The 16,642-nt window shown below is 34.2% G+C and carries 14 protein-coding genes and 1 pseudogene; 12 read left to right on the top strand and 3 right to left on the bottom strand.

The features are described 5' to 3' along the window. The first annotated feature begins 191 nt into the window (after positions 1-191). From RCH61_RS07010 to RCH61_RS09890, 8 genes and pseudogenes are all read left to right on the top strand, one after another. Positions 192-1,130 (top strand): HamA C-terminal domain-containing protein, encoded by a 939-nt coding sequence (locus RCH61_RS07010; RefSeq protein ID WP_306480270.1) that lies wholly within the window; start codon positions 192-194, stop codon positions 1,128-1,130. 8 nt (positions 1,131-1,138) lie between these two features. Further along, the gene (locus RCH61_RS07005) at positions 1,139-3,355 is read left to right on the top strand and encodes a DEAD/DEAH box helicase (RefSeq protein WP_306480269.1); all 2,217 of its coding nucleotides are present in this window, start codon (positions 1,139-1,141) and stop codon (positions 3,353-3,355) included. 62 nt (positions 3,356-3,417) lie between these two features. Next, positions 3,418-5,355 carry an SEC-C metal-binding domain-containing protein gene (locus RCH61_RS09940; protein ID WP_330692939.1) on the top strand — a complete coding sequence of 646 codons (1,938 nt, stop codon included), beginning with the start codon at positions 3,418-3,420 and terminating at the stop codon, positions 5,353-5,355. Positions 5,356-5,557: 202 nt separating this feature from the next. Further along, entirely contained in the window at positions 5,558-5,815 is a 258-nt protein-coding gene (locus RCH61_RS06995) for a hypothetical protein (protein WP_306480268.1), read from the top strand. Between the two features lie 346 nt (positions 5,816-6,161). Continuing rightward, the gene (locus RCH61_RS06990; RefSeq protein ID WP_306480267.1) at positions 6,162-7,007 is read left to right on the top strand and encodes a KilA-N domain-containing protein; all 846 of its coding nucleotides are present in this window, start codon (positions 6,162-6,164) and stop codon (positions 7,005-7,007) included. Between the two features lie 108 nt (positions 7,008-7,115). Beyond that, positions 7,116-10,841 (top strand): hypothetical protein, encoded by a 3,726-nt coding sequence (locus tag RCH61_RS06985; protein ID WP_306480266.1) that lies wholly within the window; start codon positions 7,116-7,118, stop codon positions 10,839-10,841. After that, the gene (locus tag RCH61_RS06980) at positions 10,828-12,165 is read left to right on the top strand and encodes a protein kinase domain-containing protein (protein WP_306480265.1); all 1,338 of its coding nucleotides are present in this window, start codon (positions 10,828-10,830) and stop codon (positions 12,163-12,165) included. The genes RCH61_RS06985 and RCH61_RS06980 overlap by 14 nt, the downstream gene beginning before the upstream one ends. 193 nt (positions 12,166-12,358) lie before the next feature. Beyond that, positions 12,359-12,645, top strand: a pseudogene (locus RCH61_RS09890) (hypothetical protein); the annotation flags it as partial. Positions 12,646-12,669: 24 nt separating this feature from the next. On the opposite strand, the gene RCH61_RS06970 reads toward RCH61_RS09890, so the two are convergent. Next, positions 12,670-13,239 (bottom strand): helix-turn-helix domain-containing protein, encoded by a 570-nt coding sequence (locus RCH61_RS06970; RefSeq protein WP_306480264.1) that lies wholly within the window; start codon positions 13,237-13,239, stop codon positions 12,670-12,672. 21 nt (positions 13,240-13,260) lie between these two features. Then, positions 13,261-13,734, bottom strand: coding sequence for a GNAT family N-acetyltransferase (locus RCH61_RS06965; RefSeq protein ID WP_306480263.1), 474 nt, complete (start codon positions 13,732-13,734; stop codon positions 13,261-13,263). A gap of 203 nt (positions 13,735-13,937) precedes the next feature. Between RCH61_RS06965 and RCH61_RS06960 the strand changes: the two genes are divergently transcribed. Together RCH61_RS06960 and RCH61_RS06955 are read left to right on the top strand one after the other, a co-directional pair. Further along, a complete protein-coding gene (locus RCH61_RS06960; protein ID WP_306480262.1) occupies positions 13,938-14,126 on the top strand; it encodes a DNA-binding protein in 189 nt (62 codons plus the stop codon). A gap of 15 nt (positions 14,127-14,141) precedes the next feature. After that, positions 14,142-14,450: an Arm DNA-binding domain-containing protein gene (locus RCH61_RS06955; protein WP_330692938.1), complete on the top strand. Its 309-nt coding sequence runs from the start codon at positions 14,142-14,144 to the stop codon at positions 14,448-14,450. Here the strand turns inward: RCH61_RS06955 and RCH61_RS06950 are convergent. Next, entirely contained in the window at positions 14,358-14,933 is a 576-nt protein-coding gene (locus RCH61_RS06950) for a hypothetical protein (RefSeq protein ID WP_306480261.1), read from the bottom strand. The genes RCH61_RS06955 and RCH61_RS06950 overlap by 93 nt on opposite strands. Before the next feature lie 408 nt (positions 14,934-15,341). On the opposite strand from RCH61_RS06950, the gene RCH61_RS06945 reads away from it, so the two are divergent. Both RCH61_RS06945 and RCH61_RS06940 read left to right on the top strand, forming a co-directional pair. Beyond that, on the top strand, positions 15,342-16,052 hold the full coding sequence (locus RCH61_RS06945; protein ID WP_306480260.1) for a pentapeptide repeat-containing protein: 711 nt from the start codon (positions 15,342-15,344) through the stop codon (positions 16,050-16,052). 6 nt (positions 16,053-16,058) lie between these two features. After that, positions 16,059-16,550, top strand: a complete 492-nt coding sequence (locus RCH61_RS06940; RefSeq protein WP_306480259.1) for a hypothetical protein — start codon at positions 16,059-16,061, stop codon at positions 16,548-16,550. Positions 16,551-16,642: the final 92 nt, after the last annotated feature.

Raw genomic sequence — 16,642 nt, 5'->3', positions numbered from 1 at the left:
TTTCAACAAAAAGATAAATCAAAAAGAAAGTTGCCAACGATTACTTGACAGTAACGGCTTTTTTTCTTGCTCTTTTGCAGATAGTAAAAGGTGGAGTTTTATGGTAAAATATTATAATAGCGTGTAGAGATATCGATGAAAAGAACAAGTTGTTATGTACTTTATTTGGTTTTGTGGAGGTACTGCTTAATATGGCTAACAGAATTTTCGATAAAAAGAATGTAATATTACTGAAAGTTAACGAAGATGATTTGAATACCTTTTTAGTTGATATGGATATTGATGACGAAGGAAATCCCAAATATTGCTTGGATGATTTTACTAAAGCCATATGCAATACAATTCCAGAATATGTTTTTGCACAATATGAAGATCCAAATATTCCTCAAAATGACATTGTTGAAAAGTTAAGAGAAGCGGCTCATTGCATTTATAAAATCAAAGATTTTCAATTAATGAAACAGTGGTGTGTAGATAAAGATATTAATGCATATAACGAATTAAAAAGATCCAGTACAGCAAAAAGGGGAGAATTTGGTGAGTTGTTGTTGCATTTGATATTAAGGGAATTTAAGCATACAATACCACTAATTTCTAAAGTTTATTTCAAAGATAGTGCGAGTGTGCCTGCACATGGATTTGATGCGGTACATGTTTCCACGAATGAAAAAATTTTATGGCTTGGTGAAAGTAAGCTTTATGATGATAGTAAAGAGGGGATAAAAGCATTAGTGAAAGATTTGAATGAACATATTAATACAGACTATTTAAATGACCAGTTTGTGATAATTAAAAAGAATCTGGATAATAATTCTATACCTGGCAGAGAGGAATGGATTGATACAATAACGAATTGTACAAAGCTAAGCGACAAACTTAATATTATAAACATACCAATGCTTTGTACTTATACACATGACATTTACAAAAAGTTTTCTGATATGAATGATCCTAATGCAATAGCCTACCACGAATTAAATGTCAGAGAGTTAAAAGAGTATTTTGATAAACAGAACAAAATGCCACTAAAAGACAGAGTTAATATTATACTTATGCTATTTCCTGTAAATGACAAAAATGAATTAGTCATTAATTTGCATAAACGTCTTTGGCATATGCAGAATATTTGAGGTGAAATATGGACAAGACAACCGAAATCATATTAGAAATTGAAAATGCAGAAAGAATCTCTTTTGAACAGAGTTTTAAAATTGTTTCATATTGCACACAATTGTTGTCACAACATTCAGCGGAAGCAGAATTATCCGCGAGAAAGATAGTAATACATGTTCTGAATAATTGGGGAAAAATTGATAAAAATTTATATGTAGTGTGGGCGGATTTGATTGAAACGTTAGGATTTTATCCGTATATTCAAAAAAATAGTTCTGATTTGAAAATTATGTCTTTTGCAGACGATGTGCGAATGAGTTATTTTCAGTCAGATTTTTTAAAGAATACATATCTACATAAAGAGCAAAAGAAAATTTCTAATTATCTTTTGTCAGGGAAAAATATAATTGCTAGTGCGCCAACAAGCTTTGGAAAAAGTTTGCTTATAGAAGAAATCGTAGCTTCAAAAAAATATAAAAACATAGTTATCATACAGCCAACATTAGCATTGTTAGATGAAACTCGATTAAAATTGAAGAAATATGCCGATGATTACAAAATTATAGTGAGAACTTCGCAGCCATATTCTGAAGACAAGAGAAATCTTTTTCTGTTAACAGCGGAAAGGGTAATGGAGTATGAGCCTCTACCTCAAATAGATTTTCTTATTATAGATGAATTCTACAAATTGAGCCTCAGAAGAAAGGATGACCGGGCAGATACCTTAAACAATGCGTTTTTGAAGGTGGTAAATAAATTTCATCCCAGATTTTACTTCTTAGGCCCCAATATTGATGGAATAACAGATGGATTTGCAGAAAAATATGATGCAATATTTTATAAGTCAGATTTTTCTTTAGTAGATTGTAATGTAATAGATAAGAGTAATTTAATTAACTGGAGTAACAGCGATAAACAGATTGATAAGGAAAAAATCACAATTTTGTGTGAACTGTTAGATGAGTTGCGAAATGAACAAACGCTTATTTATTGTTCAACTCCTGCACGAGCAAGGCGTATGGCCAAAGTATATTTAGAATATTTGCAAAGAATAGGACGAGAAAAGAATAATCAACTTCCATTAATAGAATGGATTAATAAAAATGTCTCGCCGGAATGGAGTTTAGCTAAGGAATTACAATACGGTGTGGCAATTCATGATGGCTCTTTACAAAAGCATATAGGAGCTTCAATTATTAAGTATTTTAATGAGGGACGGTTAAACTGTATTTTTTGTACCTCTACGATAATTGAAGGTGTCAATACTAGTGCTAAAAATGTAATTTTGTTCGATGAAAAAAAGGGAGGAAATGAAATAGATTTTTTTGACTACAGTAATATTAAGGGTCGTTCTGGAAGGATGATGGAACATTATGTGGGAAGAATATTTAATTTTTGTCACGTTCCGGTGCAGAAGTCTATTGTAATAGATATCCCATTTTATGAACAAGATCCAGAAATATTGACAAATGAAATACTTATTAACATAAAAAAGAATGATGTAAAGCAAGAGGTCAGAAATCGTTATGATCAGATTAATGCGCTTCCCGCTGATTTATTAAGTATTATTAAACAAAATGGCGTTTCTGTAAATGGACAAATCAGGATTTATAACAAATTAATTAGTGACTTGAAATCAAAAAGTGTATTACAAAATATTCAGTGGAGCCAATTACCTACATGGGATCAAATGTACTATGTTTTAGAACTGGCAGAAAATAATCTATTTAACTTTGATAGCAAAAGGGGCGTGTTTTCAGTAAAGCAGCTTGCAAGATATTTGAATATGTACAGAACGAAAAAGAATATTATTGATATTGTTAATGATATTTATAATAGTAAAATTGCGACTGTAAAGACTTTGACAGATGAGAGAAAAGCAAGATATTATGATGAAGCTGTAGAAACAGCATTTCATATCTACAGACATTGGTTTCAATTTACTGTGCCGAAGGCGTTTAGAGTTGTAGATAGTATCCAACGTCTGATATGTGAAAAGAGAAACATTAAACCAGGGTCTTATAGCTTTTTCGTACAACAATTGGAAAATGATTTTATACGTGAGAATTTATCGATTCTGGTCGAATTTGGGATACCAAGTAACGCTGTAAGAAGATTGGAGAATGTAATTCCGTCTAATCTGTCAGAGGATGAAGTCATTGACTTTATTAAGAAAAATCGCAGCAATATAAAAAAATATTTGTTGCCATATGAAAGTGAGCGGTTAGAACAGTGTATATAGAAATAAGTAGAAGAATGCTTATTGTTCCTTAAAATAATGTTTTAGATGAAAGAAGAGAATGTATGGGGAAGAAAATTGGAAGAAATGATCCATGTCCATGTGGAAGTGGGAAAAAATATAAATTGTGTTGTATCAATAAGATGTCAGAGGAAGAAATACAAGTATTGTATTTAGAGCAATTTGAATTGACCAAAGGACTAAATGAGGCGAATAAGTGTTACAAAATATTAGATATAGGAAAAAGGATAATCGAACAGCAACAAAATAGTATATGTGTCACAGGAACATATGTAAATATGGCACTCGCTAAAAGGGTATTATATTTATTAAATCATAATCAGTTAGATTTAGAGGAAGCTAAAGATTTTTGCTCACGTGCGCTTGAGTTGAAACATAATAATCAAGTGGCATTGAGAATGCTGTATGGTATTTGTTTGGATTTAAAACAATACGGAGATGCGAACAAAGCATTAGCGCAATATGAAGATACTAATATATATAGTCCTATGAGTGTACAGATTGTAGAAGAATATCAAAATGCAATAGAATGGGCTAACAGAGAAGAGTATAGAGAAGAAAATAAAAAAGGATTAGATGAAATAACCAATACATTATTTGAGAAATTTGGTATGAATGCAGGTTTATGTGCAGTTGCTATTTCATATTATTTAGGGGTTGGTAATGATGCACTTAAAGCGTATGAACTTGGCAAAAGAAGTGTTGAGGAATATCCAAATTCGGTGACTTATAATAGTTTAGGCTGGGTATGTTTAACACCAGAAATTAATAGGAAGGATATTGCAGTTGGATTTTTTGAGAAAGCAATAGAATTAGCAGAAGATGAAGAATTGAAAAAAGATATTACTGGAAATTATTTTATTGCTTTGTTGGAGAACGAACAATTTAAAGAGGCTGAAAAAGTTATGTGTGATTTGATTGAGGAACATCCATGTAATCAAAATTTTTCAAATTATGCAGAACTGTTGAAACGGCAAGGGAAATTAGAAGATGCATTGGAATGGGGAAAAAAAGCGCTTTTTATTGTAGAGGATGATACAACGTTATTAGTTGTTGCTGATATTTATAAGAAAATGAAGCAATACGAGAATGCAGTTTTTATGTATCAAAAATGCCTTGAACATATTAGTGTGGATGAGAATGTTTATCAGTTTAAAGATATAAATGGAAAGCAATTGTATTCAATAGCATCTAACAATAGTCTTGGCATGATAATGTTTGAAGCTTTAAAAGGAATTATTTCAGCATATAGTTTTTTGAGAGAGTATGAGCAAGCAAAAGCATATTTATTAATTGCGAAAGAAAGAATGCCTCAAAAAAGTGAGTGGGAAATATGGGAACAAACCTTACCAGAGATAGAAAGTGCAAATCAGCGTTATATAGAAATTAAGGAACAACTTAGTCAAAACAGTAAAAAAGCTGTAGAGCAGAAACGTTCTGTTCGCCAGTGGGCGCTTCAATTGATACAGCTTCAGAATAATTCTGGACAATTAAATCTGGATGAAAACGATGATTGGGATAAATATTTAGAAAAAATGGACGAGGTTCTCAATCAAATGGTCCAGGCGGTAAATAAAGATAGTATCATATATCAAAACAGCCGGAATTGGGTTAATTCAACATATACACATCTTGATGCAGATGCAAAGGAATTTTTAATTACAGCAGAAACTCTTTATGAAATACATAAAATGAGCATTATCGATTTTGCACCTATAATAGTGGAATATTGTAAGGTTGTTGAAAAGCAATTAAGGGTACTGTTGGGAAGTCAAATACCTAGCAGTATGCACATGTTAGGACAGATAATCGGTGTGATTTCGACAAATAATATACATCCTTATACCTTATATTTGTCAGATTTACGAGCTGTAAATCAATTGCGTAGAAATAGTGCACATACAGGATTATTAGTAAGAAATGATGCAGACACGATAAGAAATATTCTTTATGTAAATAATTTACTTAATAATCTTGTTTGATTTATATGTCATAATCGGGGCGCAAGCTATCCTATCCCCTAAGTGGAGGATGAACCTTTTCGCAAAAGGTGACGGTTTCGCTATTTAGTATAAGAAGAAACTTTCACCGCATATCGAAAGTGTCGTGCTCTTGTCCCACAAATCACCAGATAGTATTATTAATGTTAAAGTAGAATTTGGCGAAGGCGAAGGTAAAGTGTCTTTGGATGCAATAGCGGAGCGTGCAAAGAAATATCAACCGAAACCGAAAATCACATATAAAATGGTACAGGAGTATGTGCAGAAGAAATATGGATTTAAGGTACATACCGCTTATATTGCGGAGGTAAAGAGGTTATTGGGATTAACAATGTATGATGCGCCTAATGTGACAGAGGAATTGAAGCAGCCGAGAAAACATCCGCCGAAAGAAAAGGTGGATGCGATAACGGATGCTCTTAAGTATTTTGAGGTAATCTAATGGATGAAGATATTTATCAGATTGCAGAGTAGATAGTCCACTTACATCAGAAAGCCTATGAGGTTTATCTGCCATTAGTTGAAGATGTGTGTAGCAGAACCGTGTTAGAAGATGAATTATCTCATTTTCTAGATTATTTGAGGGATTTTGCATGTGATGAAAAAAGGCTGGGATTGTATAAAAAGATGTGTAGAAGATATTTGTATTTATGTCCTGATTGTATTAAGGATTATATTGAAGCATATCGGAAAATGTGGGAAGATGAAAATAATTACTTGGCAGACTTTTCTTAAAGGGAAAAGGATCTGGTGTTGCAGAATGTTATGGTTTGTTTATGGGAGGATTAATGGGAAAAATAATTAAAGATACAATTCATGCAGCTGGAATTGATATTGGAATTTATACGCAGGATTTTGAGAATGAATTTATTTCACTAACGGATATTGCCCGATATAAAAGCGATGACCCCACGGCGGTTATTCAAAACTGGATGAGAAATCGGGATGTAATAGAATTTTTAGGACTTTGGGAAAGACTGCACAACCCAGATTTTAAACCCCTCGAATTCGAGGGGTTTAAAAAGCAGGCTGGAGCAAATGCTTTTACAATGTCACCGAAGAAATGGATAGAAGCGACAGATGCTATTGGCATCGTTTCAAAAGCAGGACGCTACGGAGGAACATATGCTCATAGTGATATTGCTATGTCTTTTGCAACTTGGATTTCTCCTGAGTTCCAGTTATATATTATGAAAGACTATAGACGTTTAAAAACAGACGAAAATAGTCGACTATCTTTGAATTGGAATTTGAATAGAGAAATTTCTAAGTTGAATTATAGGATACATACAGATGCGATTAAAGAAAATCTGATTCCGCCAGAATTAACGCCTGCACAGGTGGCGTATACCTATGCTAATGAAGCCGATATGTTGAATGTTGTTTTATTTGGCAAGACGGCGAAGCAATGGAAAGATGAAAATCCAACGCTGAAGGGAAATATGCGGGATGTGGCAACGCTGAATCAATTACTGGTACTTGCGAATCTGGAAAGTTATAATGCGGTTCTAATTAATCAGGGGAAAAGTCAAAAAGAACGAATGGAATTATTAAGACAGTTAGCAGTACAGCAGTTGCAGACATTGGAGACGGTAAGTTTAAATAATTTGCCGAAAATAGAAGTAAATAGATAAAGAGAAAAAATAATAGAAACTATTTTTTGGATTTTCTTATGAGTATGTGTACACGATGTATAGAGTGGTGGCATAGTTTTTTGCTGTCGATTAAGGAGTGATTTAAATATGATTGAACTATTACTAGATGCTATTGTATCCCTTGGTTCTACCGAGGTGCAGAATGTTCTGACTTCAGTTGGAGAGAGTGCAGTAAAAAAATTTAGAGAATCACAGGCATGGAAGAAATTAATTGTTGGTACAGGAGAATTCTTTATTAAAAATGAACAGGAAGAGAATTCGTTTTTCGAGGATTTAGAACTTGTATTGTCAAGAGAAAATTTAACTCAGATAGCAGAGGAATTAAAATCTGAAGAAGGATATGAATTGAAACATAGACTGTATAGTTCTCTTATGAAATTAATGAACAAGTATGAAATCCCTTATGAAGTTGCTGAAACTTACACAATAAAAATAATTTATGCAGTGCTTGAACAGCTAAAAACAATCGCTCCTGATAAATATGAACATTATTTCCTACAGGAATGGAAAGATGAGCAGGAAAGTAGTTTTCAGGAATTACAAAATCGAATCGAAAAGATGTCAAATGAGCTTGTAATTTACAATCGTGAGCAAGTAGCAATAGCATCTTCTGGACAAATGGATATCGAACTTAGAAGAAAAACTCAGAATCCATCTATTGGAATAGAATTTTTTATAGTTGATGATGAGCATTTTCGAGATGAATTTGAAAATCAGAGATATGAAGAATTAGTTTTTGTGAGGGGACGCAGCAGAGAAGAGTCTATTTACTGTGTTCTTAATGAATTATGGAGACTTAATGACAAACGTCCTATTTATATTGTCAAAAATATAGAGTCATGGAATAAACTTCATGTATTGGAAAATGAAGGGAATGTGTACATTCCTTGGTTCTATGCGGAAGAAATTGTAGCGATTGAGAATAACACTAATATTTTTGTGATAGATGAGAATACTCCAGTATTTAACAAGAGTGTTTTAGAGTTACGCCCAAGAACACGTGACACGTTATCAAGATGTTTAAAAGAAGCGGGAATGGAGTATGACAAAGCCTATGCTCTTTTAGCAGATACGCATGGCTTATATGCACAGATGAAAAAACAACTGTTTAGAGGGGAGTACTTAAAAGTACCTTCTTGGATGGAGCGTGTTAGTGATAGAGCGAAAAAGACATGTCTCCTTATTGGAAGCTGGGAAGAAATCGAAGGTGATAAATTAATCATTGAATCTTTGTATGGTGATTCATATGATAGATTCTTAGAAGAGGTTCTTCCATATGCGAAAGGAGAAGATCCTCTCCTATACATGATAAAGCGTAATGGATTTATTTCATACTATTTGGCAAGCACGGAAAATATATGGAGCTATCTTAATGTCCTGACTAACGAAAAGATTTGGCAATCTTTTGTCATGGCTGTATATGAAGTGATTAATGAATCAGAAGATCTTTTTGCTTATGATAGCCGTGAAAGATTGATGGCACAGTTTAAAGGCGAAAAGTTATTTTGGTCTGAAACAATACGAAAAGGTATGCTGAAAACATTGCTCATTAAAGGCGCGTATCAGAAAGACGAAGAAACGCAATTAACCTTAAACAGATTGGTTTTGGAAGTATTAAATTGTGTAAAAACTGAAAAACAGTGGATATACATATCTAAATTCTGGAGAGAACTCTGTGAAATATCTCCAGAAGCCACATTGGAAAGACTTGAAAACGAGTTGAAGGAAGATACAGGTCTTCTATGTCTATTTCAAAATCAATCAAGTGATTTCCTTTTCGGAAGAAATGCTTATATTGATATTCTGTGGGGAATTGAACAGTTCCTTTGTCAAAGAGAGTATTTTTGGCCGGCGTTTCGATGGCTTTTGAAATTAGATTTCTATAATTTTGAGTACAAATCAAATTCTCCGAAGGGTATTTTCTCGAAAATATTTTGCACATGGATGAATTTTTCTTCTCTTCAGACTGCAGAGGAAAAATTAGCAGCAGCCGAAATTGCTTTTGATATTGACTATAATAATATTTGGGAATACTTGTATTCGGCGATTAATAATAGTGGAAGAAGTATGTTTGGCGAGCTATCATCACCAAAATATCGGGAGCATGAAAAAGCACAGGCAACTACTATAGCTGAAATGAGAAAGGCGTATTTGGGCTATTTTGAACTTCTTATAAAGCACATGGATTTTTCGGTGGATCGTTGGAAGAAAATGATTGATTTATTAGGTGAGGTGCCTGAAAATTTAAATAAGAACATTTTTGAACAACTTTTGTATGAACTTAGCCAAATGTCTGATGAAGAAGTAATGCGGATTAAAAATGAGATTAGACATCTTATTTATAAACATAGATATTTTTCGTCTTCAGATTGGTCAATGCCAGAAGAAAAAATTGCTGAATACGAAAAACTTCTTGATAAAATTAATATTAAAACTTCGGAATATGAATATAGTTATTTATTCGTAAACAATCATGATTATCCACTTCTTCACCCTGTTCCTTATGAACAAAAAGGGGAAAGCGATGATAACAAATCAGCTACACGAGAGTTGATTCGAGATAAAATAGTAGAATTCCAATCATATGGATATGATTTAACTGTATTGGCAAAGGTTTGCGCCCAAGAATCGTTTTCTACTTTGGGAAATTATCTAGCCCAATATTGGAATGATGGTAAATGGGATTTTACAACGTTTAAAAAACTATTAGCAGTTCAAGTATCAGGCGCAATTGCAATTGACTATTTAAGAAGCATAAGAAGTAGTGAGGTTATACCATGTGACACAATTATTGAGGATTTATCAAATCACGGTTGTTCGGCGGAAATTTTGGCGGAAGTATATAAGATAGAAGCGCATAGAACCAAAGAAATTCCGCTCGTTACATTCGCCTCTGAACCGATAAAAAAAGAGTTTTGGAAAACTTGCTTTTATTGTGATGAGCACAATAAGTTTTGGGCATTAGCAGAATGTAAAAAGTATGCTACTCTTGCTGTGTATCTTGATCAGGTTCATTTAATTCACTATCAAAAACCTTTGTCAGCGGAACAGATCTTTGAGTGTTTTGAAGATATTGAGAGTATGCCACATTCAGAGGGCAATCAGTTGATAGACTATCATGTTGAACAGCTTATAGGTGTAATTCAAGAGGCTTATATCGATGATCCGCAAAAATGTATCAGAATTACTCATCTTGAGATTATATTTATGAATTTGTTGGATTGGAAGAATATGAAATGCTTCCATCATATAATCAAGCAGTCTCCGGAATTATTTGCACAACTGGTAGAAGGGGTATTTAAAAAGGATCATGGCACGGCAGAAAAACATTCAAAAGATCAGGCGTACATTCACAATATGTATACAATCTATGAGAAGGCTCGATTTTGTCCGACAGAAAGTAATGGAGAAGTGTCAGAAGAACAGCTAGAACAATGGATAGAAAAATATAGACAATTACTGCTTGAGAATGATCAAGAAAGCTTGTTTGCGACAACTCTAGGACGTTTGTTCTCTTTTTCGCCGATAGGTACTGATGGTCATGAACCATGTGAAGCAGTCAGAAAAATGATTGAGAAATATGGCGATGAGAAGATGAACGGAGCGTATCAGGTAGCTGTATATAATCGTCGTGGCGTATTCAGTCCTTCAGCAGGAAAAGAAGAACTTAGGATGGCGAAGGAGTTTAAAGAGAATGCTCAGTATTTAGAATCATATTATCCAAAAACTGCAAAGATTTTTTATGGCTTGTATGAAACCTATAAGAAAGACTCTGAAAGAGAAAGGAAGGATGCTGAAAATGGCTGGTACTAGTATCTCTTCCAGAATGGGTTCAAAGGTGATAGGAAAATATGGAACGTATCTCATTAAGAAAAAAATAGGAAACGGTGGAAATGGCGTTGTTTTTGTTGCAGACATTATTGAGGGAGGTGACTTGTTACCACAAAAAAAAGATTACGCTATCAAATTTTTGGATGTAACATCAAATGAAGAGAAAAAACTAGAAAAGAGAAAGCTGCGATTTAGAAAAGAAATTGAAACAGTTCTTTCTTTTCAAGATAAAGTTAGCGGAATTATTCCTATATATGATACTTCAGTATATTGTGAAGAAGAACCAGATGTACTATGGTATCTAATGCCAAAAGCAGAACAGTATAACCCACAAAAATTTTCTGTTTTGCAAAAAATGGAGCAGATGTTTGCTTTGGGGAATTGTATAAGGCAATTACATAAACTTGGCTTTGTACACAGAGATATTAAGCCAAAGAATCTTTTGCTATTCGATGGGCGATTATGTCTATCTGATTTTGGGCTTGTTAGGAATATTGCTGATACAGATGAACACATAACAGAAATGAATGAGCCTCTAGGTCCACGGGCAATTCGTCCACCTGAATTTCAGTCAGTTGAGGAAATTGATGGTGTGGATTACCAAAAATCTGATGTTTATTTGTATGCGAAAACAATTTGGATGGTTCTTAATTGTAATAACAGTGGATTTTTGGAAGAATACTCGAGAAATCGCAATGCTGTTTATATCGATAAAGATAAGCTTCAGATTGAAACGGCAGAACCATTGCATCGTTTGATGGAGGAGGCAACAAAACATTATTATTGGGAACGAATCGATATCGAAGGTTGCTTGAGTTATATAGAAGACCAATTAAGGGTAATAAGAGGTACCATGCCTTGTCAAACTTTGATGGATTTGAAATATGATGAACAGGTAAAACATAATAGTTTTATTATTCCTTCGGATGAACAGATATATAAAGAACCCGACGCAATTTTGAAAATACTTAATAATATGGCACATACCGTAGGTCTGGTTTTTATCGATGCAGGAAAAGAATCGATGCTTCTTCCCTTGAAAAAAGCAAGATATATTGAAGGCAACCTTTATGAAATAGAAATACTTAATCCGTATTATGGGGGAAGAAAAAAGGTAATTGAAATTGCACTTGATGATATTTGTATGAAAAAGGATATGACATATACTCTTCACTCTGTTACATTTTCGTTTGATGAAAAGCCAGTACCATTGTTTAGCCGAATCAGTGATGGACTAGGAAGCGGATATAAACGTATTCGCTTAAATACAAATTATTTAATCAAAATGGTAAAATTGACTGTATAGTTGGTTTTATTTTGAGAATTTGTGAAATATATGGTTTTTGACATATGGATAGCCGAAATACAATTGAAGCAGATTAACAATGAAATTTTGTTTAAATGGACAAGAAGAGAATTTTAGGGAATTTCAGAGGAATACAAAACATAGCTGATTAGTAATAATTTAGTACAAGATTTTGTGGGAATCTGGTAATACCGTGGAGACGGTATGCCTTTTGTCCAAACTTAATGTGAAGCAGCATATTGAAGTTGAAGTTAAGATGGACGAGCTGATTTGACTGCTGCGGAGAGTAAGGCAACCTATGAAGAGATTAAGGCGTATGTGCTGGAACATAGCGGTATGAAGGTCAGCAGTTTGTATATCGCATAGGTGAAGCAGAAGTGTGGGATTATCGAGCGTGAGAATTATAATAAGCCGAAGTCTGAGGATGCTAAGCAGCCGCAATGTCCGCCTGAGAAAGAAAAGGCAATTATGGAAGCTTGAGTATTTGGACTAAGATTTTTTTAATCATAGAGTTCTCCATTCATAACTATTGTTTTTCTTGTCAGTTCCTTTTTCATCAACATCGCTACTGGTTGCAGGCCAGTTGATTTTCCATTCAAAATATTCGTCTTCTGAAATTTCTCCGATCTTTAACTGCTGTTTTCGCAGACACCATTCACGCAGAAATTCATTTACCAGACCATAATCAATCCACATACCTACAGGAGCATGAGCAGGCCATTCGTCGCTGTCATTATACCGGACAGATTTGTCATCAGAAGCGTTGCACTTACCAGGATTACGGACAAGTTGGAATAAATGAAAGGTGTTGCGATTATCTTCGTCAAGCCAGAAGAATGTTTGCATAATGTCCTCGGTGCAGCCGGGGGCCTCGGTGATAAAATTAATATAATTCACATTTAATATCTTAGCAATTTCCATGAGCGTGTCTTTTTTAGGAACACGATAACCAGACTCATATTGCGCTACACGAACATCAGCATTTCGTTCCTCGTATCCCAGTTTTAAGCCTAATTCGCGTTGTGTTAATCCACGAAATGTTCGTATTCTCTTAATTCGTTCTCCTAATACCATAAATCATGTCCTTTCTGAAATCTATAAGTTATATGTCATAATCCATTCGTCGCCGATTTCCTTTATGATTTTAAAACCTATTTTTTGGTACAGTTTAGCTGCATAATTAGCTTTTTGAACGGAAAGTGAAACACGTTTATAACCGTGTGCTTGTAGCAGAGACAACATTTCTTTTATCAAACTGCGCCCAATTCCTTGCCCTCGATATTTTTTATACAGAGAGATTGCAAGGGAAGGCGTCTTATCATCAATATGTCCGTAATCATTCATAATTCTCACCCAGACAGCATCAATGATTTTGTTCTCGACTTCAGCAACTAATGAAAAATCATCTTTTGATGTTCCGAAATCCTTAACATAAATCTGCAGCTCAGGAGCAGTAATAATACTTTTTGAAGGTGGCTCTACTCCTTCTGGAACAAAAATGGCTTCATATAAAAAATCGTCCAATAACGGATACTCCTGTGCTGTCATTTCCCGTATTGTATATTTCATAAAGCACTCCTGTGAAAATGGCTATCCTATTTCTTATATTTTAGCATAACTCAAATCATACGACAATAGAAACTTATCAGAAATGCTAAACTTAATAAAAAAGATAAACTTAACAAATACGCTATTGAAAATAACAAAAATGCTAAGTATAATACAAATACGGGACTTAACAAAAAAGCTAAATGAATAAGGAGGATATCTATTTGAAAAATGATTTATTTGTAACAGCCGGAGAAGTTGCACAGGATTTGGGTGTTTCAAAACCATTTGCCTACAAATTAGTGCGGCAGATGAATGAAGAACTGGAAGAAAAAGGATTTATTACAATCGCCGGAAGAGTAAGCAGAAAATACTATGAAGAAAAATTTTATGGTATGGCGCAGACAAATTAAGAGGGAGGTGAGGTTATGGCGGCGTACAAAGATGAAAAGCGTGGAACATGGTATGTATCGTTTCACTATTATGACTGGACAGGAAAAAATTGTCGGAAAGTGAAAAGAGGTTTTAAGACCAAACGGGAAGCGACAGAATGGGAACGTTATTTCCGCATGAAAGAAGCTGCTGATCTCGATATGACCTTTGGAGAGTTTGTAGAAGCCTACACCAGAGATATGAAGCCGAAACTAAAACACAAAGGTTGCTTTTCCAAAAAGTGCAGCTCCTTGTTCTATGGCATCAAAGGTAATGGTATTTGCAGATTTATAATCCTTTTCTGAGGATGAGTGTATTTTGGAAAAAATGCTGACAGGAGAATTGCTTTTGGTGAGAACACAGGCTTCTGTAACATGATATCCTTTTTTATACACATTTTTTGCAGAGGTGCTTTCAGAGCCATCGCGCACGATACCAAGTGACTCAAATTTATAACCATTCGGTTTTACAACATCGCTGTCATCGATATGAATCACAGGCTCTGAAGGAATCCATTTTTTAATCTGCTGAAGATAAGAAGCAGCAGCTTCTACAGGAGTACCTTTATCAAGGTGTCTGGAAAGGCGATCAACGATATTTATTTTTTTAGAGTCCTCGTGAAGCTGATCAACAACATCCGTTAAAAGACAACTTTGAGCTGCCAGCATACCGTAAGTAAGATCGGCGGTGAATTTTCGTTCGGGTTTAGAAAGACGCCTTGAAATTTTATTTGAAAAAGTTAAAATTTTACGTTTCATTTGATAAGTATTTGATGTAAAATTAGTCATAGGGAATCTCCTTCTTTTTTGTTTAGTAAGGTTTTTGGTTGGTATCTTAATTTTACAGCAAAAAGGATGAAGATTCCTTATATTTTGGGCATTTTTTGAAAGTTGTTTATAAAGATGCAGTAATAATCAGAGGTCTGTGGATAAAACTGCGGAAACTCAAGAACTGCTTATATGCTAAGCAGAACAAAAATATGCTATAATACAGGTGCCCTGCCCCGCTCAGCCGAGAGGTTGGGTTGATATGAGGTCTACGGACGGAAGGAGGGCTAAAATTCAATCAGTATAGCGAGGTGATTGTTATCATGAGTAAAATTGGTGATTTGGCAACTATTGTGAGTTTTCTTGTGATGTTACTGTTAAAAATTGTTAATTCGAAACTGATAACCCCTCTGCTGTGCGGGGTACATTATGAAAAAATATAGGAAAAAGAAAGTAAAGAAATATAACAAGTTTTTCAGCTATAAAAATGCAGACAGAGCGAAACGAAATTTCAGCTATAAGGATTTTGGATACAGTGAGTCATATAATACAAAATTTACAGGTTCGTTGTTTTATGGAAATAATTTTTACAGAGCAACTATGAAATACTGTGGATTTAATGGATGCACATTTCGATTTATTGAGTTCAAAAGCGTGAATTTCAAAGGAAGCAGATTTAAAGGTGCGATTTTTGAAAATGTTTTATTTGATAATTGCAAGCTGGAAAAAGCGGATTTTCATGGAGCGGTTTTTAGAAATGTCTATTGTGTAAATACGGGGTTAAAAAAGACCAGAGGTATCAGCAGTTTGGAAAAAATAGTACAGTTTAATGGTAAGGTTTCTGAATTTGATTTTGGGGAGAAGCTAAATAAGGCTATTTTGTACTGTGAAAAAAATAAGTATATTATGAAATCTGATACAATATATAAGTGCAATGCAAAAACCAGAGATACTGTGAAGATGATTAATCGAGTTAATATCATCAGATTGTTGGATGCTTATTCAGAAGATGAAATTGTAAACGGGCTGCATCTTGCTGCTGACAGTATTGACAAAAGTTTCAATAGTTTAAGTTATTTTTTACCGTATATCAGAAAAGCCCAGGAAAATATTGAGGGTAGCAATAAAGATGAAGGATAGTGTTAAATGGAAAATTTACAGGAAAAAGATACAAAGGAAATAATTCATTTGTATAGCATGTCTATTAAAGAATTAAAACGACGTAAGGTCATCAGAACAAATAATGTAGTTGGGGAACTGGGTGAATATCTGGCAATAGAAATATATAATAATACACCGGGGTTGCCAAATCTTGCACCAGCACCAGTGGGAACAGAGAATATTGATGCAATCAGCAGAAAAGGGGACAGATACAGTATAAAGTCAACAAGCAATGCAACAACAGGGGTGTTTTATGGTCTGGAAGAACCGGAATCAGACGTGCCTGACCGTCAGAAGTTTGAATATGTTATTGTATGCAAGTTTGATGAAGACTATGAATTGCAGACGGTTCTGGAAATGGATTGGGACACATTCCTGAGGAACAAACGATGGCACAGCAGGATGCATGCATGGAATCTGTCATTAACAAAGAAACTTTGTCAACAATGTAAAATTGTATATAAAAAAGAGGAATAAAGGGCACAGTTTATATACTATAAGTCATATATGAACTGAAAAAGATAACGAAGCGGGCGAAAATACGTTCGATTATTTGGCTTGCTTTTTTC

It is taken from the genome of Mediterraneibacter sp. (assembly GCF_030825015.1).
Taxonomy (GTDB): Bacteria; Bacillota; Clostridia; order Lachnospirales; family Lachnospiraceae; genus Mediterraneibacter.
The sequence above is the reverse complement of the archived record's forward strand: the minus strand, read 5'-3'. Positions and strand labels throughout refer to the sequence as shown.

Excerpts from the sequence above, each read along its gene's own strand:
- RCH61_RS07010 (WP_306480270.1), top strand. The coding sequence starts at position 192 with ATGGCTAACAGAATTTTCGATAAAAAGAATGTAATATTACTGAAAGTT.
- RCH61_RS07005 (WP_306480269.1), top strand. The coding sequence starts at position 1,139 with ATGGACAAGACAACCGAAATCATATTAGAAATTGAAAATGCAGAAAGA.
- RCH61_RS09940 (WP_330692939.1), top strand. The coding sequence starts at position 3,418 with ATGGGGAAGAAAATTGGAAGAAATGATCCATGTCCATGTGGAAGTGGG.
- RCH61_RS06990 (WP_306480267.1), top strand. The coding sequence starts at position 6,162 with ATGGGAAAAATAATTAAAGATACAATTCATGCAGCTGGAATTGATATT.
- RCH61_RS06985 (WP_306480266.1), top strand. The coding sequence starts at position 7,116 with ATGATTGAACTATTACTAGATGCTATTGTATCCCTTGGTTCTACCGAG.
- RCH61_RS06980 (WP_306480265.1), top strand. The coding sequence starts at position 10,828 with ATGGCTGGTACTAGTATCTCTTCCAGAATGGGTTCAAAGGTGATAGGA.
- RCH61_RS06970 (WP_306480264.1), bottom strand. The coding sequence starts at position 13,239 with ATGGTATTAGGAGAACGAATTAAGAGAATACGAACATTTCGTGGATTA.
- RCH61_RS06965 (WP_306480263.1), bottom strand. The coding sequence starts at position 13,734 with ATGAAATATACAATACGGGAAATGACAGCACAGGAGTATCCGTTATTG.
- RCH61_RS06955 (WP_330692938.1), top strand. The coding sequence starts at position 14,142 with ATGGCGGCGTACAAAGATGAAAAGCGTGGAACATGGTATGTATCGTTT.
- RCH61_RS06950 (WP_306480261.1), bottom strand. The coding sequence starts at position 14,933 with ATGACTAATTTTACATCAAATACTTATCAAATGAAACGTAAAATTTTA.
- RCH61_RS06945 (WP_306480260.1), top strand. The coding sequence starts at position 15,342 with ATGAAAAAATATAGGAAAAAGAAAGTAAAGAAATATAACAAGTTTTTC.
- RCH61_RS06940 (WP_306480259.1), top strand. The coding sequence starts at position 16,059 with ATGGAAAATTTACAGGAAAAAGATACAAAGGAAATAATTCATTTGTAT.